The 25,327-nt window shown below is 54.6% G+C and carries 14 protein-coding genes; all 14 read right to left on the bottom strand.

Going from position 1 to position 25,327, the window contains the following annotated elements; translation table 11 throughout:
* Nucleotides 1-18 precede the first annotated feature (18 nt).
* Nucleotides 19-1,803, bottom strand: coding sequence for a hypothetical protein (locus H6507_07760; GenBank protein ID MCB9368984.1), 1,785 nt, complete (start codon nt 1,801-1,803; stop codon nt 19-21).
* A 28-nt stretch (nt 1,804-1,831) separates the two neighbouring features.
* Nucleotides 1,832-4,828, bottom strand: a complete 2,997-nt coding sequence (locus H6507_07755; protein ID MCB9368983.1) for a hypothetical protein — start codon at nt 4,826-4,828, stop codon at nt 1,832-1,834.
* Between the two features lie 52 nt (nt 4,829-4,880).
* The gene (locus H6507_07750) at nt 4,881-7,556 is read right to left on the bottom strand and encodes a tail fiber domain-containing protein (GenBank protein MCB9368982.1); all 2,676 of its coding nucleotides are present in this window, start codon (nt 7,554-7,556) and stop codon (nt 4,881-4,883) included.
* Nucleotides 7,557-7,613: 57 nt separating this feature from the next.
* Nucleotides 7,614-9,953, bottom strand: coding sequence for a tail fiber domain-containing protein (locus H6507_07745; GenBank protein ID MCB9368981.1), 2,340 nt, complete (start codon nt 9,951-9,953; stop codon nt 7,614-7,616).
* 236 nt (nt 9,954-10,189) lie between these two features.
* Nucleotides 10,190-11,830 carry an alkaline phosphatase family protein gene (locus H6507_07740; protein ID MCB9368980.1) on the bottom strand — a complete coding sequence of 547 codons (1,641 nt, stop codon included), beginning with the start codon at nt 11,828-11,830 and terminating at the stop codon, nt 10,190-10,192.
* Between the two features lie 128 nt (nt 11,831-11,958).
* A complete protein-coding gene (locus H6507_07735; protein MCB9368979.1) occupies nt 11,959-15,369 on the bottom strand; it encodes a S8 family serine peptidase in 3,411 nt (1,136 codons plus the stop codon).
* 45 nt (nt 15,370-15,414) lie between these two features.
* Nucleotides 15,415-17,931, bottom strand: coding sequence for a hypothetical protein (locus tag H6507_07730; GenBank protein ID MCB9368978.1), 2,517 nt, complete (start codon nt 17,929-17,931; stop codon nt 15,415-15,417).
* Complete coding sequence (locus H6507_07725) at nt 17,921-18,613, bottom strand: ABC transporter ATP-binding protein (GenBank protein ID MCB9368977.1); 693 nt, start codon at nt 18,611-18,613, stop codon at nt 17,921-17,923. Before H6507_07725 ends, H6507_07730 begins: the two co-directional genes overlap by 11 nt.
* Before the next feature lie 8 nt (nt 18,614-18,621).
* The gene (locus H6507_07720; GenBank protein MCB9368976.1) at nt 18,622-19,836 is read right to left on the bottom strand and encodes a hypothetical protein; all 1,215 of its coding nucleotides are present in this window, start codon (nt 19,834-19,836) and stop codon (nt 18,622-18,624) included.
* Complete coding sequence (locus H6507_07715) at nt 19,811-20,551, bottom strand: outer membrane lipoprotein-sorting protein (protein MCB9368975.1); 741 nt, start codon at nt 20,549-20,551, stop codon at nt 19,811-19,813. Before H6507_07715 ends, H6507_07720 begins: the two co-directional genes overlap by 26 nt.
* Nucleotides 20,551-21,801: an ABC transporter permease gene (locus H6507_07710; GenBank protein ID MCB9368974.1), complete on the bottom strand. Its 1,251-nt coding sequence runs from the start codon at nt 21,799-21,801 to the stop codon at nt 20,551-20,553. The genes H6507_07715 and H6507_07710 overlap by 1 nt, the downstream gene beginning before the upstream one ends.
* Nucleotides 21,798-23,015, bottom strand: a complete 1,218-nt coding sequence (locus H6507_07705; GenBank protein ID MCB9368973.1) for an ABC transporter permease — start codon at nt 23,013-23,015, stop codon at nt 21,798-21,800. Before H6507_07705 ends, H6507_07710 begins: the two co-directional genes overlap by 4 nt.
* Nucleotides 23,015-24,553, bottom strand: coding sequence for a hypothetical protein (locus tag H6507_07700; GenBank protein ID MCB9368972.1), 1,539 nt, complete (start codon nt 24,551-24,553; stop codon nt 23,015-23,017). The genes H6507_07705 and H6507_07700 overlap by 1 nt, the downstream gene beginning before the upstream one ends.
* On the bottom strand, nt 24,550-25,302 hold the full coding sequence (locus tag H6507_07695; protein MCB9368971.1) for a glycosyltransferase family 2 protein: 753 nt from the start codon (nt 25,300-25,302) through the stop codon (nt 24,550-24,552). The genes H6507_07700 and H6507_07695 overlap by 4 nt, the downstream gene beginning before the upstream one ends.
* Nucleotides 25,303-25,327: the final 25 nt, after the last annotated feature.

The following is a 25,327-nucleotide window of genomic DNA, read 5'->3' as shown; positions in this document are numbered from 1 at the left end:
GTTCTCCCCGTGAGAAATTTACTTTGATTGAAGTTCCAAGATAGCGCTGCGCAATTCCGCAACTTCAGCTTCCAGTGTTGCATTTCGCTTGGCAAGCTCCTGAATCGCGGCGAGCGCGACGCCGTCGGGATCGAGCGTGCAGATGGTCGTGTTGTTTTCGCCCAAGCCGAACGCCGCGCTGAAATCCTGCGCGGTCGGGCCGATGTGCTGCACACTTTCATCTTGAGTTTTGTAGCTCCAACGATAGAGCGGGAGAGAAGATACCTTGTCCAAAATCGAACGCGAATCAACTGAACCATAGAGATTTTTCTGATTCACGTCACACAATGACGACCATGCGCCCGCGCCCTGACCCAACGTAACACCCGTGACGGTGTTGCTCGAATCGGTGTAGAAACGCGCGCCGTTTTGACACCGGAACGTTGCCGTGTAAGCTGCAAACGATTGAGTGAGCGCACCCGTGGACGAAGCGCCCCACACTAAGCAGCCCGGCATGCCAATCGGAGTCAGCGAGTTTCTTCCTGCAACCAGCGAAAAGTCTCCGTCGGCGTGATTGTGCGTACCGCCGGGAATGACTGAGTGAAGTCCGCTCGCGGTGTTTTCACTGCCGCCGGAAACTGTGGATTTGTCGCCCGTCGCTTGATTGTTGTAGCCGCCGCCGACCGTCGCATGCAGGTTCGTCGCATTGTTGGTCAAACCACCCGCGACCGTGCAGAACTGGTTTGTCGACGTGTTGCCGCAGCCGCCTGCAACCGTGCCGAAGAAACCGGACGCGTTGTTGCTTGAACCGCCGCCGACTGTGCTGCCTTGGCTGCCCGCCGAGTTCGAATCAATCGCCGCCAATCCACCGCCGCCGCCAACGGTTGAATTCAATCCGCGAGCGAAGTTGTTTTGACCGCCGCCGATGGTTGAGTTGATTCCCGACGCGTAGTTGTTCTTGCCGCCTGTGATGGTCGAAAATCCTCCGACTGCGTCGTTCTCGGTGCCGCCGCCGATGATCGATTTCTCACCGGTCGCTTGATTGTTGTAGCCGCCGCCGACCGTGGCATGCAAGTTCGTCGCATTGTTGGTCAAGCCACCTGCTACGGTGCAGAACTGATTTGTCGACGTGTTGCCGCAGCCGCCTGCAACCGTTGCAAAAAATCCCGCGGCGTTGTTGCTGGTTCCGCCGCCCACGGTGCTGCCTTGGCTGCCCGCGTAGTTCGAGTCAATCAAAGCCGGTCCGCCGCCGCCGCCCACAGTAGAGTAGATTCCGGCTGCGTGGTTGTTTTGTCCGCCGCCGACCGTTGATGCTAATCCCGTTGTGCGGTTTAATTTTCCGCCACTAATATTTGAGAAGCCTGCGCTTGCCGAATTGTTTTCTCCGGCCGCGAATGTAGACTGACCGCCGGCCGTCGTTCCCGTTCCGATAGAGACATTCGATGAGACATGGCCACCTGTTGCGCCGTCCACGGTTCCCACACGGTAGGCATGAGCTGACGTCGTGATTTGTTCGCGCGGAGTCATTTCAGTGTCTTCGCCCACCGTTACGCCGATCCAGCAATTCCCGCTGAACACGTCGGGCAAAGTTGTTTGCGATCCCAGCGCCACTTTGAACAGACCACCATTCACGACCACGGCCGGATGAGTCTCAGTCCACAGGGACGTGCCGCTCTCCGAAGCGTTGTAAATCGTGAATGTCATGGCCACCGTCGTATCCGGCGTCGAGTTAATACCGGTCGCAAGTTGACCTTGATAGTTGATCAACTGCGGCACCGCAAACGCATTCGCGGCGATCAACAAGAGTGCAAGTAAATGTCTCATCGTTTCATCCTTCCAGACTGACTGCCTGCTATTTATTTCCTAATTGAACTAATTGTCTTACCATGTTTTTCAGCTCCGCGATCTCTTGAGCCTGAGCTGCGTTTTGCTTTGCCAATTCCTGAACAGCCGCGAACAACACGCCGTCGGCGTCAATCGTTTCAATGCCGAGCGAGTCACTGCCTAAACCAAATGCTGTCCAAAAGTCCTGCGCCATCGGGCCAACGTGCTCGATGGATTCGTCTTGATGCTTGTAGTTCCAGCGGTCAATCGGCATTGACTGAATCTTCTCAAGAATGTCTTTCCCGTTTGCCGCGCGACGGTTTTCTTTGGTCGTGGAATCCGAGAGCGCAACCCACGATGTGCCGCCTGCCGTCAAACGCGTACCGATGTTGCTCGAAACCGGGTTCGCTGTCCAAATGCGGAAACCGTTGTTGACAAGGAAACTCGCCGTATTATCTGCGCCGACGCTGAATGTTTCCGAACCATCACCAAAGACAAAGGCACTGTCAGCCGTTGCACTGACGTGGCTGCCACAGACAAAAGACACTCCGCCCGTCAATGTGTTGTCACTGCCGCCTGCAATCGTAGAATAGTCACCGTCGACAGCGTTGTTATATCCGCCCGATACAGTTGAGAGGATTCCTGACGATAGGTTTCTTCGTCCTCCACCTATCACGGAGGCTATTCCTTGTGCAGAGTTGCTGTCTGCCTGAAATGCTCCACCTCCCCCTGCGACAGTCGAGAAGTCGCCACGTGCCCTATTGCCTTTTCCGCCTGAAATCGTAGAATAGTCACCGTCGACAACGTTGTTATATCCGCCCGATACAGTTGAGAGGTCTCCTGACGATAGGTTTCTTGATCCTCCACCTATTGCGGAGGCTATTCCTTGTGCAGAGTTGCTGTCTGCCACAGATACACTACCTCCCCCTGCGACAGTTGAGAAGTCGCCACGTGCCTTATTTCTAATCCCTCCGACAACCGAACTGTAGTCGCCAGTTGCGAAGTTCCCTCCGCCGCTTCCAACGAATGATGAAACTCCCTGCGCTTGATTACCACTACCACCTGAAACAACGCTCTGTTCGCCAGCCGCGGCATTCCCAGACCCCCCGCCTATGGTACTTGAATGTCCACTTGCAGAATTAAAACTTCCGCCCCCGACTGTAGCGTTTTCGTTTGAAGCCGTATTGTCATAGCCGCCTCCGATAGTGCTGCTGTAGTTGCTGACTGAGTTTGACCACCCGCCCCCCACAGCGCTGTAATCCCCTGTCGCAGAGTTGCGAGTACCTCCGCTAATTGTGGAATAGTTGCCTAGCGCAGAGTTGCTGTCAGAAGGTAGTGGACCTCCTCCTCCTGCGATTGTGGCATAGGATCCACTAACATGATTTTCGATTCCACCGCCTATCGTGGAGTAATAGCCGGTTCCGGCAATCACGTTGTTTCTCCCCCCGCCGATCGTGCTGGTATTGCCCTGTGCCTCGTTGAAGGAGCCTCCGCCAACCGTAGTTGCAGTGTTCCCGGCAAAGTTGTTTTGCCCGCCTCCAACGGTGCAGTACAAGCTTGCTTCGTTGTTTTCCCCGCCACCAACGGTGCTCTTGTTACCCAAGGCTCGGTTTCTTGTTCCGCCACTAACTGTCGAATAGTCTCCTGACGCTGTGTCCTGTTGTCCTGCTGCGAAAGCGTAGTCTCCGCTTGCGCTGTTTTCCGATCCTCCTGCAATTGCGGAGTATTTTCCATCGGCGAGGTTCAAGTGACCACCGGAAATCACCGAGCCAGAGTCACGTGCAATGTTTGACCAGCCCCCCCCGACAGTCGTGAGATCACCTTGCGCGTGGTTCAGGTAACCGCCGCCAACCGTGCCATAATAGTAGGACACTGCATTGCCCGCACCGCCGCCGATCGTGGCAAAGCCGCGTGTGGCATCGTTGTCGCGTCCTCCTGCGATCGTCGCGTAATCGCGCGATGCATAGTTCGAGCGTCCGCCGCCAATCGTGGATGATTCACCTATCGCTGTATTTTGAATACCTCCGGCAACCGTTGCGTACGTTGTGTCGGCGTGATTCTGCTCTCCGCCGCCGACGAAAGATGCGAAACCACTTGCTTGGTTCTGATGTCCTCCGGCAACAGCAGAGTACGTGCTGTCGGTTATATTTCCTAATCCGCCACCGATGAAGTTGTACCTTCCTTGTGCATCATTTCCAAATCCGCTTCCAACGCCACTATAGTCGCCGGCCGAATTGCTGTAACCACCCGAAACCGTTGCATACGCACTGTCAGCGTCATTTGAGTAACCGCCGCCAACTGTTGCATGAGTTCCCGCTGCACTGTTTTGATAGCCGCCACCGACCGTGCTCGAAAACCCGGACGCAATGCTGCTTGCGCCGCCTGCCACTGTGGAGTTCTCATTGCTCGCGATATTGCCGCCTCCGCCGCCCACGTGACTGTATCTTCCTGTCGCCTGATTCAAATAGCCTCCTGCGACGGACGCGAAATCGTCATTGGCTTGATTCTGCTGACCGCCGCCGACAGTGCCTGCATACCCAGTGGATGCATTGTTCAAGCCACCGGAAACCGTACTGTAGTCCGCCGATGCAATACTATTTGCGCCAAATGTCCCTTTGCCCAATCCAACGAGATCGCTTGTTATCGTTCCACCGGATGCGCTGTCGACGGAACTTACTCGATACGCGCAGCCCACCGATGCGATCTGCTCGCGCGGAGACATCTCCGTGTCTGTTCCTACTGTGATTCCCAACCAGACGGTGCTTTGCTTGAAGACACTATCCGGTACGGGAGTCACCGATCCCAACAAAACGTGAAACAATCCGTCACTGGTCGTCACCGACCCTTGTGTTTCCGACCAAAGCACGGTACCCAAACTTGGCGAATCGTACATCGTAAAGAGCATCGAGACCGTCGTGTCAACCGGCGAGCCTCCCGTGTCTTTCAATTCACCTTGGTAGTTCAACAATTGTGGAATGGCCAAAGCTTGCGATGCAAGCAACAGCAGTATAAACAGCCGCGTCATGGGCTTCTCCTTTTTCCAGTTTCTGTTTGCCTGTGTCAGGCGTGGACGTTTTTTATTGCAGTTTATCCAATCGTTTTATCAATTCAGCTACCTGTGTCTTGAGTTCCGCGTTCTGTTTCGCCAATTCCTGAATCGCCGCCAGCGCGATGCCGTCGGGATCAATGGTTGAGATTCTTGTATTGTCGGCGCCGTAGCCGAACGCCGCGTAAAAGTCTTGAGCCATCGGACCGATATGCCTTGATCCCGAGTCTTCGTCCTTGTAGCGCCACTCCTTAATCGGAAGATTTGCGAGCCTATCAAGTACATCTTGACCATTAACATTGCAAATATTCGTCTTCAGGGTCGAGTCGCTGGCATTTGACCACGCGCCCGATCCCGGGAGCAGCTGTACGCCCGTTGTCATAGCCGAGTTTGAGTAAAACAGAGCGCCGCCTGAACTCCGTACGCGGAATTGGTTGTTGGCCGACGTAGGCAGATCGATGTTCACCGCGTCTGCCCAAACGAAGCAGCCGTCATGCAACGCCTTGGCTCTGCGGCCCGCCGCAAATGAGTAGTCTCCGGTGACACTGTTGCGTGTTCCGCCGGGCACCACGGAGTAGTCTCCGCTGACATAGTTGGAGTCATTTACCAAGGATCCTCCACCGCCGCAAATGACGCTGTATTGGCCTCGCACACGATTGAAACCGCCTCCGCCGACAAACGAGCCGTATCCGGAAGCGACATGACTTCCACCGCCACTAATGGTTGCGAACGCTCCCGATGCCCCGTTCGAGACTCCGCCGCCTACGGTGGAAATGTACCCATCTGCGGTATTGCTTGTTCCACCGGCAACTGTACAGTAACTGTCGTGAGCCGAATTGACGTTGCCTCCGCCTACGACAGACGAGTTGCCGTCTGCGACGTTTCTTCTGCCGCCACCAACAGTTGAGAAGGAGTTTGCCGCGTAATTAGAGTCAGCCGCGCTAGTGCTGCCGCCGCCAGCTATTGTGCTGAAATATCCTCGCGCACGATTGTAGCCGCCGCCGCCAACGAATGAACCGTCACCTGTAGCCTTGTTAAAATACCCACCGCCGACCGCTGCGTAATCCGTTTCCGCATTGTTGGCATAGCCGCCTGCTACAACCGACGAATAGCCGCTCGCAAAACTACCGGCCCCTCCGCTTGCTGTCGCATAGGCTTGATCAGCGTGATTGCTGGATCCGCCGCCGACCGCACTGTACAAGCCAAGGGCGCTGTTGCCCAATCCGCCGCTCACTACAGACGCATAACCCCCAGCGGTATTCCTCGCTCCGCCTCCAACAGCGGAATAGGCGTCTGTCGCACTATTTGAGTCTGCAGCGGTCGCTCCGCCGCCGCCCGCAATTGTGCTGTAGTCACCGCGCGCGCGATTGTTGCCGCCGCCGCCAACAAATGAACCGTTTCCACTCGCGATGTTCATTTCACCGCCGCAAACGGCTGAAACGTCTCCGGATGCGGTGTTGACATTTCCACCACCAATGACAGAAATATACCCATCCGCGGAATTATTGATTCCACCGGCAACCGTTGCTGCGATGTCGCTTGCCACGTTGACTGATCCACCGCCAACGGTTCCATACCCGGCGTTCGCCTCGTTATAAGATCCTCCGCCAATCGTAGAGTTGTAGTAGGAGGCAGAGTTGTTGATTCCTCCGGATACCGTTGCGGCAAGGCTCCCTGCCACATTGTTCTGCCCTCCGCCAACCGTACTGATACTGTCGTGAGCTGTATTACCATAACCTCCGCTTACGACACATGAGCTACCGTCACAGATATTTCTGGCTCCACCGCCTATTGTTGAGTAGGAGTTCGTCGCGTAATTAGAGTCCGGCGCGGTTGCGCCTCCGCCGCCTGCAATCGTGCAGAAATCCCCACGCGCACGATTAAAACTTCCGCCGCCGATAGACGCGCCGATTCCGCTCGCTCTGTTGATGTAGCCGCCGCCGATTGCTGAAAAGTTGGCTGAAGCATCATTGGAGTACCCGCCGAGAATCGCAGCCCACGAACCGTTCACGAAGTTTCCGCTGCCGCCGCCGACTATTCCACTTGCGCCATAAACCTCGTTTCCCTGACCACCGCCAATCACTGCGTTGCCAGCGTCTAAGTTATTTTCAGTACCACCGCCGATGGTGCTGTTTGAACCACTAACGCTGTTGTCAGATCCTCCCGTAATTGACCCATTGATACCGAAAACGGTGTTGCCTGTTCCAGATGCAAGAACGTTAGACTGAAAAGCTCCGTTTGCATGGCCTACAAGCAGCGAGTTGACTCCGTTGATCTGATGTGACAATCCAATATTTCCGTTGCCCGTAATCAGCACGTCGCCGGTTATCGTCCCGCCGCTCGCTCCGTCCACGGTTCCCACGCGATAAGCATGGGCCACAGTGACGATCTGTTCTCGTGGAGACATTTCGCTGTCTCCACCAATCGAAATGCCAATCCAACGCGGACTGGCGAACAAATCTCCGAGCGAAGTAACCGAACCGAGCATGGCGTGAAACAGTCCGTTCGAAACTTGAACGCTTGGATGAGTTTCTGCCCAAAGCACGTTGCCGGCAATTGCGGCGTCATACACACGGAACGTCATCGACAGAGTAGAGTCAATAGGAGTTCCGTTAGTTGCGGTCAAAGAACCTTGATAGTTCACTAATTGTGGAACGGCAAAAGCCTGCGATACAAGCAGTACGATTGCCATGTAAAGCCGTGTCATGAGCTTTTTCCTTTGAAATCTTGAATAAAACGAAATATTTTCAAGCAATATTGATTGCTACTTGATCTTCTCCTTTAGTGCGTCAATTTCCGCGCGAAGTTCCGCATTCTGTTTCGCCAATTCCTGAATCGCCGCCAGCGCGATGCCGTCGGGATCAATGGTCGAGATCTTCGTGTTGTTAATTCCATATCCGAATGCCGCATAGAAATCTTGTGCCATCGGGCCAATGTGGTTCGAAGCTGGATCTTCAGCTTTGTAGCGCCACTCCTTGATCGGAAGTGACGTCAGTTTTTCGAGAATTGCACGGGAATCCGCCATGCGAATGTTCGTTTTCAAAGTCGAGTCACTGCTGCCTGCCCAAAAGCCTCCGCCGGGAACTAACTCAACTCCCGTTGTCATCGCAGCGTCCGAGAAGAAGACTGCTCCGCCCGAGCAGCGCACGAGAAACTGATTGTTGCGCCATGTTTCCAAATCGTCGTCGTTGGCATCCGCCCACAGGAAACAGCCGTCGTCAATCGTATGCGCTCTGCGACCCGCCGCGAATGAGTAATCACCTTCAACATAGTTGCGGGTTCCGCCGGGCACAACCGAGTAGTTGCCGCTGACATAATTGCTGTCCTGCGGCCAGTACCCGCCACCGCCGGCTATTACGCTGTAGTCACCTCTGATGGAATTATACTTGCCGCCGCTGATAGTTGAAGCAAGTCTATTGTTCGCAATTCGATTGCTGTCTCCACCTCCGACCGTGCAATAGGCAAACAATGCAGAATTGTCTTTTCCTCCGCATACGACAGTGCTCGTGCCACTGGCCCGATTGCCTTCACCCGCTCCGATAAACGAGAATGCGCCTTCTGCGAGGTTCTGTCTTCCACCTGCGATTGTGGCCCAATCTGTCATCGCCCTGTTGCCATAGTCAGAAGTGTAGCCTCCGCCTCCGGCTACTACACTCATACGCCCTTCGGCCAAATTGTTTCGCCCTCCACCCACGACTGCACAGCAATCGGCGGCCGAATTGGAATAGCCGCCTCCCACAGTTGCTTCACCGCCTGCGGCATCATTAAGTGTACCTCCGCTGACTGATGAATAAATGCCAGAGGCACTGTTGCTGTATCCCCCCGCGACGGTTGAGGCATAGCCGCTTGCATCTTGACCATAGCCTCCCCCGACACTCGAATAGCTCAGTTGGGCGTTGTTGTTGTATCCTCCCGCTATCGTCGTGGCATAGCCGCTTGCAGTGTGACTGTATCCCCCGCCAATTACCGAGAAACTCGTGTCAGCGACGTTGTCATACCCTCCACCTACTGTTGAAGCATAATGGAATGCTTTGTTGTTGTACCCGCCTCCAATGGTTGCAAAAGTCGAATCCGCAATATTCAGTCGCCCCCCGCTCACGGTGCTGTATAGACCATGTGCCGTATTTTCGCGTCCGCCGCTAACCACGGACGAATAACCATCAGATGTGTTCTTTGTTCCGCCTCCAATTGTCGAGAATGCCTGAGTCGCATAATTTGAATCTGCTGCTGTCGCACCACCCCCTCCTGCAATTGTGCTATATCCTCCTCGTGCGCGATTAAAGCCTCCCCCGCCAACCGAAGAACCGGTTCCGGTCGCTTCATTGGAATAACCTCCAACAACCGATGTGTAATTTGCAGTTGCGTCATTGCTATATCCGCCCAAAATCGCTGCATGTGAGCCCTCAACATAGTTTGCGGTACCACCACCGACGATTCCATGCGAGCCATACACTTCATTTACTTGACCGCCGACAATAGAGGCATAGTCGGCATCCAAGTGGTTTTCCTCGCCGCCTCCGATGGTGCTGCTCAATCCGCTAAGAGAATTGTCAGAGCCGCCGGTGATCGAACCATTTGCGCCTTGAACGCTGTTGCCTGTTCCTGACGAGAAGGTATTCGACGCAGTCGTTCCGTTTCCGAGTCCAACAACAAGACTATTGCTTCCACCAACCGAGTGTAATGAGCCAACGGATACTTTTTCGGTGACTTTCACAAATCCCGTAATCGTCCCGCCGCTCGCGCCATCCACCGTGCCAACGCGGTATGCGTGTGCCACGGTGACAATTTGTTCGCGCGGAGTCATTTCGCCGTCTTCGCCAATCGAGATGCCAATCCAGCGCGGACTGGCGAACAAATCGCCCAGCGGAGTAAGTGACCCAAGCATCACATGAAACAGTCCGCTCGATACCTGAACGGTTGGATGGACTTCTGTCCAGAGTACGGTGCCGTTTGTGGCGGCATCATACAATCGAATCGTCATCGACAACGTCGAGTCAATCGGGGATCCGTCAGTCGCTGTCAAAGAACCTTGGTAATTTACCAATTGCGGCACGGCGAAAAGTTGCCCCGCCGCGAGCAAGAGCAATAATATCGCGGTTTTCATAGTACTTCTCTTTATTTCTTGAATAAGTGCATACTCCCGGCACAGCTATGGCCACACTCGGGCATCTTACAATTTAGCACGTCTGCTCGCACCTCACAACATCCTGAAGCAACTCTAAACATTATTAACGATACCCAAATATTACGTAAAATAATTAAATACAATCAATAGACATAAAAAACGGGTCCGATAAACTTTATCGGACCCGTTTCGTCAGGTTTGAGAGGAGTGGGGGGCTATCGCGGCAAAAGTGACCGCCCGTCCCGTGGTACGGCGAAGCGCAAGTCAAGCGCGTCTGCCAACGTCGGCACAAGGTCTTCGGGAGCACACGTTTTTGTGGACCGCCCGTGGCCGAAAGGCGCACCCATTATGAACAACGGAACATGCAGGTCGTATTCATTGCATGAGCCGTGATTTGCCGTTGAACCGTCGCTTTGCCAATACATGAGCGGCCGCAAATAGGCGTCGCTCGATCTACCCGGAAAGTAGTTGTTGGCGACATGCGAACGTAAAGTCGAATCGGCAATCGCTTGCACATCCTCTGCGGTCATGGTCAACACCACATTGTCAATTCCCGGCTGGGTGCGCAGCCAATCAATTGCGCGCGTTGCCGTATGACGTAGATCCAAATGTGCCTGCCTGATCACGCTTCTGTCGAATCCCACGTCAGGTATTCCCAGCTCCGCGACGAACTCGCCGGACGTGTGCGCCTCGGCGTCAAATTCGCTCTGCAATTCCTGATTCAAATCCGCCTTCATTTGCTTGAACGAAAACCGTCCGCCGACGCCTTCCGGTATCTTCGGTGACTCAAAAGGCGGACACACACCATGATCCGCAGTTAGAGCGAAAAAGTAGTTGCCCTTGCCTACGGTTTCATCCAAGAACTTTAGCATCTCAGCGATCAGCTTGTCTGTACGGAGTGTTATGTCCAGAATCTCTTGACTAAGCGGGCCGTAGATGTGTCCGCACATGTCATTACTCGAAAAACTGATCCACAACAAATCGGGAGTATCATCTTCGCCAAGTTTTTCTTCGGTGATGCATGTCTTTGCAACACCGTACAACCAGCGGTTACCAATTGGCGAGGCCTTTAATGATGCGCCATAGCCCCTTAGCAGGAGACTGTCGTTGGACGGTAGCTCGATCGGGAAAGTGTTTGGTTTTGCTTGACCGGCCATGTCGTCAGCGCTCGAGAACTCAATATCGCTAACTTTGAAATCGCGAGACTCTTTGAACGCTTGCCACGCGAAATCATAAAACCAAAAATCTTCATTGCTGATTCGGCACCAGCTCGGAAGTCCGCCGAAGTAATACGTACTGGACTCAAACGGCCCCCCCTTGTTTGACCAGAGTACTCCCGTCGGACTCTTGCCGCCCATCGCAATCGCGGCCCGATCTTTAAGGGACATGCTCCATATCTTCGCGTCCGCCCCGAACTTTCCTCGCCAAGCGTCTGACAATCCGTCAACCATGATATTGTCAGGACAATTCGACGAACCCATGGCCACGCCGCCTACTTCGCTGACCAACAGTATGCTGCTGTCGCACTGAACACAATACTCTTCCGAGCCATCTGGATTCCGCCAACTGTTGCCCACAATCCCGTGTGTCTTCGGATCACAGCCAGTCGCAATAGTCGCGTGTCCCGGACCTGTCTCCAAGACACCGTGACGGTATCTGCACTCGGTATAGAACACACCGTCCCGGTCGAGACGCTTGAATCCGTCTTCCGAGAACAAATCCATATTCTCGGTTATCAGAGTGATCGGTAATTGGTCAATCACCACGATCACCGTCAGCGGCGGAGCCGTCTGCGCGTGCAAAATCGTACAAACGAAAAGTGCGGCAATGATGAGGAAACGGTTCAAAGTCTTCATGGCAAGTAGTTTATGTTCCACAGAGGAAACTGACACTCTTCAGAGGATAATAACTTCTGTCGAGGGAGTCAAGTGCAACAAAAAAAGGCCGGGACAAGCCCGGCCTTTCTCAGTTTCTCAAGCTGCTTCTATTTCAGCAGGAGCAGTTTCTGCATCTGCGTGCCCAGTGAAGATTCCACTCGGGCAAAATAGACTCCCGTTGCCATGCCAGCGGCATTCCACGTGAATCTGTGAACACCTGCCGAAAAGTCTCCGTCGGCAATCGTGGCGGCGATCCGGCCGGTCACGTCATAGATGTGCAGGCTCACGTGTGAGTTTTGCGGCAATGCGACGTCCATAGAGGTCGTCGGATTGAACGGATTCGGAAAGGCGGGGGAGAGCGCAAACTCAGAGGGAATCGTAACGCTTTCGTCCGCGCCCAGCCACGTCACAAATATCGTATCCGTCGCGCCGCTTTCTCCGCCTTCATAGGACGCGGTCAGCCAGAAAAAGTGACCTTGTTCGCCTGTCGGAATGCGCGCATTGTAGAACAGGTCGGAGGTTTCGTCGAGGTAGTACGAATCAATATGAATGATGTAGCTCTGCAGATCATCCAACCCGCCGACGCTTTCCGGCAGTTCCCAAGTCATGAACAGCGAATCATTCGAGCGCGTGTAGGTCAAGTTGCTGGGAGGATCAAGCCGCAGAACGTCCGCTTCCACATTCACGGTTCCGCCCGTGGGTACGGTGCCATACGTTATGACTTGCTCGTAACCGGGAACCTGCACACGCACCGTGCGCGGACCGGCAAATGTATTCGGGAATGCAAACGAGCCGTCGACGAATACTTGCGCCTGAACGTTTCCAAGCCGCACGCCGTTCGGCACCGCTTCCGACAGCGCCGGATGCAGCGACAAACTTCCGGTCATGTTTCCGCGCGTGCGCTCGCCTGAGCGGGTCGTAAACAGAATCGCGCTTCCGTAAGTGACCGGGAACGAGTTTTCGTTCAACAACGCGTTAAAAACTACCTGCAGGCCGTCGGTTTGATCGGGACTCTCAATACCGACCGTCATGCTGGTTGTGACACCGACGCTGTCGTACAAGAACAGGATTTCGCAATCGCCCGTGGGCGTCGGCCAAACTTCTTGATCAAAGATCTTGATTTGCCCCGTGAAATACGCGCCCGAAACGGGAACAAAATACAAATGGTTGTACTCAATCGTGAATACGCCTCCGGCCGGATCATACTTGGTCAGCACACGCGATTCTTCCGGCACCGTTCTGAGAATTAGATTGTCCCAACAAAGCGCCAGCATGGCCGCCGGACCTTGTTCGGAAGGAATCGTCGTGTTCGAATTGGTTCGCAAGGGGCTTTCGCCTCCGGCAATCCAACCGTTCTCGTTGATCGTCAGAGAATCGAAGCGATCTCCGTAATACATAAACGGAAACGGCATTTCTATGTACATGGACGCGTCGGTGATTTGCGGATAATCCAACTCCGTCGCATCCGTCATGTCCGTCCAGTCATACTGCGCGGGCAGACCGAAGTCGTAGCGGTCATAGGCGACGTAGCCATAAGAAGAATCCGATCCGGCCAGCGGCTGCGAACGGGGAGTTGAGAACTGCACGTCGACATTCGTGGTCGTGCCGGCTTCTACCCACAAAGTCGTGTCAGTTTCAAGTTCGCCAAACTGCAAATGAAACGTGTAATTGTTCGCTCCCGGCAAGACAAATGTGAATTCGCCGTTTTCATCCGTTTCCTCAGGGTCCACGGGAATGAACTGGGGTGTTACAATGGCATGTTCGAGTGGAATGTTCTCGCCAATTTGAACTGTGCCGTGCAGCGTGCCCGTAACAACCGGCGAAAGCTCGACATCGAGGAACAAAGTGTCGCCTTCCGCGACCGTGATACTGCTGTTGTACTGAGCATAGCCAAATGCACTCGCAGAAATCGGCAGTACGGAATCAGACGGAGTCGAAATCCTGTAGTTGCCTTGCGAGTCCGTTAGCCGGGCAAAATTATCGCCGACCTGAATGCGTGCTCCTGAAATCGGTTCGCTGGTTGTGGCATCTGTCACCTGTCCCATGATCAGTCCGCGCGAGGAGGCAATCAATAGAACCGCTTCATAGGCGTCTACCATCCCGCGGCCATATGTGTTGTCTTCGCCGGCAGAACCGTAGTCAATTGCCGTCTCAAGCAGAGCGGATTTGATATCGCGCGGATCCGCATTCGGATTGGCTTCGCGCATCAACGCAATGATTCCGGCCACGTGCGGTCCGGCCATCGAGGTACCGCTGTTGTTGCCGTAGGTATTGCCCGGCAAAGTGGAATATACGTCCTCTCCGGGTGCGACAACTTCTGGCTTAATTGCCGACGAATCGCAGTCACTCGGACCACGGCTCGAAAAACCCGAAATCGGGTGCGGCGTGCCCGGCCAGTTGTTGGCATTGACGGAGCCGATCGAGAAGAACGTCACCGAGTCAATCGCAATGTTGGCGGGACTGCGGTGAGAATAGAGATTTGGTCCCTCGTTGCCAGCGGAGAAAGTTACGACGGTTCCGGCGGCCTCGCAAGCAAGAATCGCTTCATTCCAAACCTCATAGCAGTCCGAGTATCCGGGAAAGCCACCGTATACTCCCCACGAATTTTGAATCACGTCCGGCACGTCATCAACCGTTTCCGGATCGTCGTCGGGATCGGCGAACCACTGGTAGCCTTCAAGCACGTCGCTGTCAAAGTCCGCTCCAAAGCCGCCGATCGCATTCATGGCAATCCATTCCGCACCGGGCGCCACGCCGACCGTGTCGACATTGGACGTTGCGCTGCCGGTCCCACACATGGTACCCATCGTATGTGTCCCGTGGCTTCCAGCAGCGTGCGGCGTGTCAAAATTCGTTCCCAAGACGTCCAACCAGCATTCTTCATGAGGAGCATGATTGCCGCGCCAACGCGACGCCAAAGCGGGATGCGTGCCGTCCACTCCGGTGTCCATGTTCGCGACCAGTGTGCCTTCGCCGGTGAATCCCAATTCGTACCAAACTTGCGGCGCGTGTACGGCATTGACACCCGAAGTCCGCGAGTCCAACGCCTGTCGCACTTCCCGGTCTTCACGAACGGGCTCGATCAATTCTATCTTCGGCACGGATTCCACACGCTCAATTGCCGAATTCTTTGCGAATTCTTCAAGTGTGGAGAGCGCGCCCTTCACGACGATACAATTCGTAATCCAATACGGAGTATATCCGTCCAGCAGGCCTTGGTTCTTAAGATTTTCAAGCTCTGAAAGCAGCGGAGGCTGAGTTTCACGAGCGACGCGCTGCAATTCTTCCACGACAATCTGGTGCCGCTGCTGACGAGTTGCGCGCATGTCGTGCAGCGTGTTGTCCATTTCGCGAATATCCACCCGTTCCCACAAATAGAAAATTGCGTTCACGCGATCCGTGGGAGCAGCTTTGCTCCAATAGTCCTGCAAATCGGGAGCGATCTCAGCAGCATAAGTGCTCGCGGCTCCCAGCACACAGAAGAGAGCGGGAACCAGCCAAATGATGGCCTTCTTCATAACGTGCCTCCGTTTTGTTGTCCGTCCAAGGGTTCAGCCCAAGAGTTATTTGGAGAGTAAATTTAGTCCGTTTGTCAGCAGAGTCTTCGTCGCGCTGTCCCAGAAATTGTCCGCCACATACGTGGACTCTTTTGTGTCATAGCGCCACTCGGGAACAGTACTTTCCGGTTTTACAGGTTTGTTCAGAATGTTCGCCGTGATGGCCTGTACGATGGCGTCACCGGGATACTGATCCGACGCCACAATGCAATTGTCCAGCGCAGCTTGGCGGTCTCCGGAAAGATTCGCCCACCACGCGCGGTGCGCGGCCACGCGTCCGTCACCGGGTTTCAGAAGTTCCGCTTCGTCAATCTGATCTTTTGCTTCCGCAAGCCTGCCGTTTAGAAGCAGCAGCCGCGCGTACTCAAGACGCAAGTCCACGACACCGCTGCGGCGTTTCAAAGCCACCTGATAAACCGAGTCGGACCGCTCGGAATAACCCGCCCACAAGAGCGCCTCGGCATAGCCCCGCAGCGCGTCGTCGTCCGTGCCTTGGTCCGCAAGCACAGCCCTGTAATTTACGACAGCTTCGTCAAACATGCCACAAGTAAATTGCCAGGCGGCATTTTCCCGCATCAACTGAGTCCGTTCAGAACCGCTTGTTTTTTCCAATCCACTTTGAATCAGCGGCAGATTGGTCACAAAGTCACCGTTCGCGAAAGCCCGCGACCACGCCAATTGGCTGTAGGAATTTGCCTTGTCCGGAAAAGACTGGACCAGCCGTTCCGCGTAGGCCTCAGACAGGCTGTCTTTGTCTTCGTATGAACTGATGCGAGCAATGGCGCGCAATGCGACTTCTGAGTTGGCGTCGTGCTCTTCGGCCTTACGTGCGTAGGTCATAGCCTCGGAGAGCTTTCCCAACTCCACCTCGTTGTCGGCGGCGTTCACGAAGCCCACGGGATAGCATGCCTCAATGTTTGGCGCGGTCATGTAGTATTCGAGCAGCGAGACGAGCTTCGGATCGAGCCTGAACAACCGCTCTTTTGTGATCTCGCGCGTGTCGTACGCATTTCGCTGAGGCGAGAAATACGAGTTCATCCCTTCCGCAAAATACTCCCATACGCTTGATCCTTGGTAGCGGCTGACGAAAATTTCTTCGCCGTCCGCGTCCTTTGCGCTGGCTTCGCGGTACAAATCTTCAATGCGCTTTTGATCCTCGGGCGGAAAAACTCCGTGCACCTGATGTGTAAGTTCGTGCAGCACCGTGTTGTACTTGTTGTAAATCGAGCGCTCCACGTCTTCGATTCCGGTCACGGTCGTATAGCCGCCGCAGCCGCGCACGTCGTCCCATAGACGGGAATCGTAGCTGATTCTCTGATCGGCAATCGTCTCAAGCCCCGGACACTCCGAGAGCTTCTCGTGCAGCGGCTTGATATAGTGATGACTGCCGCACGCGACCAAAACGGGAATATAGTCCTTCCACGGCTCGACTGAGATCGCGACCTGTTTCTTGTGCCGGTCTGAAAGCGATTCCCAATTGAGAATATATTTCTCAATCATCGGAATCTGTGGATACGGTTTGGCGTCAAAGGCCGCTTGATCCGCGTCGCGATAGACGTTTTCATGCAGCCGCATTTGCTCCAAACACTTCGCCACGCCGTTATGCGCGCGGCCGTAGTCGGGAATAGAGTCCAGCGCCTCCTTGAAGAGCGTCAGGCCAAAAGAGAAGTTACCTCGCATCCATTCGGCCGAGGCGGCCAATACGCTTGCGCGCGGGCACTCCGTCGAGACGGCGATCAGCGGACCAAGCTCTTCGACCACGCCTTCATAATCTCCAATCTCGAAATGCGCGATTGCGTGGTCAAAGTACTGTTCATACTGTGGACAGGTTAGCAATGGATACAGTTTCTCAAGTTCCGTGTAGTTCTTTCTTGCAAAACCGTTGCCGAGGAAGTAGTGTCCGAGTTCATTGCTGTAGTTCCACTTCAAGACTTCCTCAAACAAGTCCACGGATTCGCTCGTCTCGCCCAATCTTTGTTTGCACAAGGCAGCCTGAAAGATCACGTCGTCCGAAAGTTGATCCAGCGTCCACGCGCTCACCAAAACGTCAAGCGCTTCCTGGTACTTCTGTCGTTTCTGCAGAACTTTCGACAAACCGATTTTCCCCAGCCTTTGAAACGTCGGATCGGGAGATTCGAGCGTCGTGCGAAAGTGCTTCTCCGCGTCGTCAAAATTCAACAACGCCAACGCAAGCTCGGCCTTGGCCAATTCGGGTGGGTTGGCGAGAGTGTTCGCCCACTTTTCGAGCGACTCAAGGTCTTCGGTCAGCAGATACCACGTGAGGATATTTTCATACTTCGCCGGATCGCCGTCCGTCTCCATGTTCTCGACGGGCGTTGATTTCAGAACGTCAGTCTTTATTTTCCACAGAGCGGGAATATGTTTCGCGGGTCCCTCGCACCACGACGGCGCATAGGTCACTGGCTTCTGGGCGCGCAGTTCTTCCGCGCGTTCCACAAGCGTCTGCTCCGCCATTGCAATCAGCGGCAAACTGATTATCAACAAGATAACTTTACGCCACATGATTGTCCTCGGATATTTTGCCGTCTTCCATCGTCACGATGCGTTTGGCAACACTCATGACTTTCGGATCGTGAGTAGAAAAAATAAAAGTCGTACCGTGCACACGGTTCATTTCCTGCATCAATTCCAAAATCGCCATGCCGGTGTCGTGATCAAGATTCGCCGTCGGCTCGTCGGCCAGCACAAGTTTCGGATTCGTCACAAGCGCGCGTGCCACTGCGACGCGCTGCCGCTGTCCGCCGGACAACTCGTCCGGACGGTGGCGCGCATATTCCGTCAATCCGACCTCTTCAACAAGCTCGCTGACGCGCTGCTCAATTTCATCCTTCGGCACGTGCTGCAGTTCGAGCGGAAGTCCGACGTTTTCAGTTACGTTGAATACCGGCAGCAAATTGAACGTCTGGAAAATGAACCCGATCCGGTCGCGGCGCAGAAGAGTGGTCTCTTTGTCGTCGAGCGCAGCCGGATCGAATTTCCCAAACATCGTGACTTTGCCCGACGTTGGCACGTCCAAGCAGCCGATCATGTTCAGCAGCGTCGTTTTTCCGCTGCCGGAAGGGCCCACAATACTCAAGAATTCACCCGTGCCCACGTGCAGGTTCACGTCGACCAGCGCGTGCACGACGTGTGTGCCGAGTTTGTAGTCCTTGCAGATGTTTTCCGTGACGATAATATCAGACATAGTCATTCTCAAAAGTAAATTGCAAATCGCAGATCCGCCGCGAGGTACGATGGCAGCAAGGGCCGCTCGCTTGACCGGGAGCCGGCCGCGAACGAAACTCCTGCCGCGATGCTTACGTTTTGGTAACCGATGTAAGTAACCACAGGATAGCCGAATAATGTTTGCCCGACTGGTTCATAGATCATGTTGCCGCCGAATGTCCACAGGTCGCGCCAATCGTAAGTTCCGCTCGCGGCGATGTAAACCTGATGCAGCTCCTGCGTGGGTTTTGAAAGCAGCAGAAGATTCGCATAGTCGACAACAGCTATTGGATTCGGTTGTGCTTCACCCAGCTGATTTGCGTCAAACCGAATGCGCGAGAGATACTCCGAGTACTCGTCTTTGTTCAGTCCCCAACCCGTGTAATACACTTCGCCATACACCGAAGAATTGCCAAACAGCTTGCTTGCGCCAAGCACTGCGCGCGGTTTCCACACTCTGTCTTCTTCAAGCTCAAGATAGTGCCGCAGATTCCCGGTTGTACGAAGCAGCCACGCCGCCTCGCCGTAGAGCACGACCGGTCCGCTGTCCCAGGAAAATGCGCCGCCGATGTTCGTTTCGTTGTCGAAATTGTGCAGCGCCGTCGCGTAAAAATCGCACGTGCCGACAAGTTTGTAGAGTCTTGCTCCCGCCATCTGTGTGGGGTCGCTCGCTGCGACTGTGTTTTCCGTACTATAGTTGCGGTCCGGTGTGTAGAGCAGCGAAAACGAAAACCACGGCAGCGTGGCGTCCATGCGCGCAAGATACACACCTTCCAAATACCTCGTCGGATCCAATGGGTTCGCCGCCGACTGCAAATTATCCGTCGGCGTATAGGTCAAACCCGTTCCCCAATGCGCGCGCTGTTTGCCCGTCAAGAAAGTCACGCGCGGCGAGGGATTCAAATAGGCATACGCTTGATCAAGCACCCAATCGAACTGCTCCGCGGAGTCGCGCTGATGCGTGAACCAGAAGCGCGGCTCGACGCGATAGCCCGCGCGGCGCTCATGCGTTCCTTTGACGAACACGCGCAGCTCATGCCGGTAGGTCTCATACCAGTCGTGCTTGAAATATTGGATGGGAGACAAACTCTTTTCCGCGACATTTGTGAACATCGCGTCACTCTCGAGTCTGTACGTCACACGCGGCTGCGCGATAGTGACGGAGAGTGCGAGAATACTAATTGCCCATGCGAGTCGGATCAAAGGTGGACTCCGGAATATCCTTGCGTTCTTCAAGCGTCGAAACGGTCACTTTGGTAAATGCGCCTTCTTCAAGAAAATCATGCATCGTCATCACGGATGGCCGCAGTCGTCCCGCAAGTTGTGCGGATTCGTTGACGACTTCCTGCTTCAAGGCTTTACCGGTCAAGCCGAAATACGTAATCGTGTCGGGAATCGCGGTGGCGCTGTCAAGCCCGCATTCCATTTTTGCATATGCGACGTTGCGGCGCTTGGCCGTGAGTTCGACTTTGAAGTAAACCTTGCCGTCGCGAATATCGCGACTCTGTATGTTCGCCCAATAGTCATCGGCCAGAGTCGAGTTCATCACGTCTTCGTTGGAAAACACGCTGCCCATGAAACTCGCGTTGCGCGTAAGTTTGACAGGTCTTGACACGTCGGGCACGTAAAGATACAGGTTGTCGCCGTTCAAGAGAATCTGCTTGTCGCGTTCGCTGGGCGGATCAGTCACGGTCATCAGAGATTTATCGCTCCCGATACCGATGATATCATACGTGTAGTCGAGCAAGTCGCGACCCGGACGGCTCGTTTCCATTTGCACGGTCATCTCATAGGCCCCCGGAAACCGCGCGTCATCCAACCGCTGCAGCAAGGCCTGCCCCACGGAGTCTGAGGCTTGCTGCGCATGAATGATATTTGCACACAAGAAAACGGTAAGCACCAAAAAAACGGTTTTCATCATCTCACTCCTTTTGCCAATGCCGCCGTCACAGGAACCCGCGACGCTCTGCGCGCAGGCAAGACCGAGCCTGCCCACGAACTTGCGATTGCCAATCCGGCGCCTATAACCCAATCGATCACTTGCGAATGCGCGTAGTAGTTGTCCGCAATGGGCATCGAAATAGCGTCGACGGCGTCCTTCGGCAAACTAATACCGTACACGTTCATGTACCATGCGGAAACTCCGCCAATGACCCAGCCAATGATGATGCCGAACAGCCCGAATGTCATTCCTTCTGCCAAGAACATCGCGCGAATTTGCTTTTGCTCCATGCCCAGTGCGCGCAACGCTCCGATTTCACCCGTGCGTTCAAACACCGCGACCGTCATCGTATTGGAAATTCCAAACACGGCGAGAATCACGAGAATCATGCCGATGATGGCATAGGACACCAAGTCCGCCTTGACGCCCGCAACCACGTCCTTAGCAATTTCAAACCACGGCTCGACCACGAGTTTGTCATTGGTCGCTCCCGCGACGGCCGTTTCGATTTGATCTACGAGCTTGGGAACCACACGCAGGTTTTTCGCGCGAATCACAATTTCCGTGACTTCGTCCTGCATGTCGAGCAAGTTCGAAACGAAAGGCAACGGCGCATAGATCGCTGTTCTGTCCGCCAGCCCAAATCCGCTGTCGAAAATTCCGACGACTTCCGCGTCAATCAAGTTGTTCGCATGTTCCTTGGTCTGAGCAAAAAGCAGCAGCGACGTTCCGACGTCCGCGTTCAAAAGCTCCGCGAGCTTTTTGCCGATGAGGATTCCATTGCTTGTATCCGAAAGCGTGTGGCCGTCTTTGATGCCGTTCAGAATTGCGCCCACTTTGCGTTCGTCGGAGGGAATCACTCCATAGAGCACGACCGGCGCTCGGTCGCGCCCGTTGGACAGTGTCGCACCCGCCAATATTCTCGGACTTGAGGCCACCACGTCGGGAAGCGAATCCACGGCCTGCTTGACGGCCGCGACGTTGTGAATCGCGATGTCAAGCGGAAACCGGCGCGCTTCGTCCGCATAACCTTGCGCGTGAATCTGGACGTGTCCCGTGCGCAGATCGATGGTCTTCTCAATCGTGATCAAATAAAATCCGCGCAGCACGCCGATCAGCAAGATCAGCATGCCCGTGTTCACACCCAGCGCGAGAATGTTAAACATCGACCGCCGACGCTGCTTGATCACGTTGCGAAAGCCCAGTCTAAACCACAGTAAGTTCATCCCAGCTCCCGCAATATTTCCACCGGCTGCTTCCGCGACGCCCACCACGCTGGATAGGCCGACGCGAGTATTGCGACGACCATACCCAACAACGCGATCTTAAGAGTCGTCGCCGGAACAAACGTAAGCCAAACCAAGCTGTCGACTCCCTCAAGACCTTGCATGGCGTCGCCCAAGTCAATCGGATGCGCGTAATAATAAAACGTAATCGGAAGTGAAAAAACCAGACCTGCTACAGTGCCGATGAGCCCCAGCACCGCGCCTTGAAAGAGCACGATTTTGATTAGCTGCCCCGGCAAAAGCCCGACGGCGCGAAGCGTTCCAAAGTCACGCAGCCGTTCGAGCACGCTGATCAAGAACGTGTTGATCATTCCCAAAGTTGCCACGACCAGAATGATTACCGTGATTACCCAAATTCCGATTTCCGACACGTCCAAAAGCTGAATCAACGCGGCCTGATCTTGTTTCCATGTCGTAATCTGGTATTCGCCGCTGAAACTCTTCTCTATCGCGGGCAGCGTTTCATCGAGATCGTCGAGATGATCCAGTTCGAGAGTGATGCCTGTTACCCTTCCTTTTAGCGCAAGCAGTTTTTGCGCAACTGCAAGTTCGCATACGATCAAAGTGGCGTCTTCATCCGCATTCAAGCTGTGAAAAACGCCGCGAATCTCAGGCTCGACCGCCGACATCCCTCCGTATGAGTCGCTCGTCAACAAGATCAGCTTGTCACCGGCATGCACTTTCAGCAACCGGGCGGCGTTGCTTCCGAGCATGATCTGGTTCGGTCCGTCAATGAAGTGTCCTTCGACCATGGCGCGGTTCAGTCGTCCCCAAATCGACTCTGCCGCTTCCGGCGTCGTGCCTGCGACTTGCATTTCAAGCGTGCGGTCCGGCGAATTTGCCAGCGCGCCAAACCTGATCATGGGTCGGGCGATCTTTACGTGCGGCATCGCCATTAGAGAATCGGACATGGACTGCGACCACGGAATGTTCGGCTCGAGCGGCAAGAGATCGATTTTCTTGTCATATCCCTTTGCGGCGATCCGAATCACACCGGACTCGCGGACGGCCTGCTGCTGAATCTTGTCGCGGAAACCGTCCACATAGCTGCCGCCGAACTGCAGCAGAAACACGGAAACGGTCACGACCGCAATCACGGCCAATGACCTCTTCCACATCTTTCGAATGTCTCGCAAAGCGAAGCGAACGAGCATCAATCGAAGTCTTTTACTTTGTATAGTCGGTAAGGAGGTTTGAACATGGCAGGAATAGACAGATAGCCCAAATCGCGTTTCAGCGTAGCGCTGTTGCGATAGGCGTGCCGTTCGTCTACCAGTACGTGCGTGCAATGATATTTTGTCAGAAGCAGCAGCCGGTCCCCGGTTTCCAAATCGTCGTCGAAAAAGCTCGTTACGTCGGAGCGGCGCCGGTTGACCTCATCTTGTATCAACGGATCACCTTTGGCCTGCGCAACGAGTCGTGCGCCGGTCATGGCCGGAATTCGCCAGCCGACAGTGTCTTCAACCATCACGACGGACGTGTCGTCGAGCTTGCCGAAAACGATGCCGAGATCGTCCCACGGTTCGAGAATATCACCGTGTGTGCGTTCGTAGTGTTCGATCGCCGGAACCCATTGCCGTTGAATGCGGTGCGCCCGGTAATACAAGCCGGGAACAAAAACTGCCGCGGCAAGCAGCAGCACAAGCGCGGTGCGTATGAGCGGCTGATGAAAGAAGCCTTTACGGAATAGTCCGCTTTCCCACAGAAACAGACCGATGCACATATGTGCGAAGATCGCACCGTAAAATATGAAACGGCTGCCGATTTGTATTCCCAGCGCCCAACTTGCGAGATAGATCGCCAGCGAACATCCGAGAGCGATCACCACTTCGAGATGGCGCTTGCGGAGAGCAAAATATCCCGCAACCAAAATTCCCAAAAGTGCCGGGCCGACTTTACTGATCTGGTGGTCGAACAGCCGCACTTGATACCAATCTTCCGACGTTCCCCGGAAGAGCAGAGTGGGGTAGTCGAAGTACGGCCACAGCCAGCTTGAAGCTAAGGCAATGAGTGGCACAATTTGCAGCAGCAGCAGGTTCGAGAACTTCGTACGTGTCGCCGCCCAAGCAAACGCGCCGACAAATAACATCATCGCCGTAATCGGATGAGTCAAGAATGCGGCAATTCCGATCAGTGCATACGCGACCAAACCGGAACGAGCGCCGCTCTCGAGATAGCGGTTCAGTTCTGCGATTCCGTGAAAGCACAGACCGTAGGTAAACATTCCGACATATGGCAGCGACGCAAAGAAGAGTTCCGCCTGATAGCCGTTCGCTTCGCCATAGCCGTGTCCCCAGCCTATCAGCATCACAGGCACAATCCACAAAAACGCATTGCGATCGCCCGTCAGCGTGCGCACGACCCGGGACAAACCTGTGAGAAAAAGCAGCAAGTTGAAAAGCCCGGCGATGGCAACCGTCGTGAACAACTCCAGACCGGACAATTTGTCGACGACGCCCCACACGACCGTATACGGCGTGAACCGCGGCGACGTATCACCCGGCAGGTCGAGCAGCGGATTGCGCGGATGCAGAGGGGAATCCGACACCGCTTGGATCGCGGCAGATGTCTCCCAAATATCCGCCTGCGGACCCCACGGCGGTGCAATAGAATAAATAAGCGCGACCAAAAAGATCGCGCCATACAGCACGCGTACCCAAACGGCAGCGTGAGTTCTATTACCTATGCTCATTGCGGCGGCGCGGCGGCCGCATCGAGTATCCTCGGCGACTTCTTGAACAGAGGTGAGCGCAGGAGCCCCCATTGCGCGAACTTGAATTTCAGCATTACCCACAACGTCAGCAATCCGTATTTTGAGCTGCGGCGGAAATTAATGGAGGATGCTTCGTCGAAATATCTCGTCGGAATCGGCACATCGCCAATTCTGAACCTATGGTACACGGCCTGCGCCAAAAATTCCGAATCGAAAACGAAGTCGTCGTTGTTCGAATGATAGTTGATCGTTTCAAGCACTTCGCGCGCATAGGCCCGGAATCCCGTGTGCAAGTCACCGGCATTTTGCCCAAGCATGATGTTCTCAAAAATCGTCAGGGCACGGTTGGAGATGTACTTATAGATCGGCATTCCGCCTTCGAGGGTTTCACGGCGCGAACGAATTCGTGATCCCAAAATCATATCCACGGTACCCGTCTTCAAGAGACTGACGACCGCGGGAGTGATCCGCCCGTCGTATTGATAGTCCGGGTGAATCATCACCACCACGTCCGCTCCGGAAGCCAGCGCCGCGTCGTAACACGTCTTTTGGTTGCCGCCGTAGCCTTTGTTTGTCTCGTGGGCGATCACTTTGATCCCCAAAGATTTCGCGACTTCGACCGTATCGTCTTTCGAGCAGTCGTCCACCAAGATGAATTCGTGCACCGATCCCTCGGGTATGGACTTCAGCGTGATCTCTATCGTTTGCGCGGCATTGTACGCCGGCATGACGCAGACGACCTTCTTAATATCG

Source organism: Calditrichota bacterium, from assembly GCA_020637445.1.
In the GTDB taxonomy this organism is placed as follows: domain Bacteria; phylum Electryoneota; class RPQS01; order RPQS01; family RPQS01; genus JABWCQ01.
Note: the sequence above shows the minus strand (reverse complement) of the source record. Positions and strands in the feature narration are given on the sequence as shown.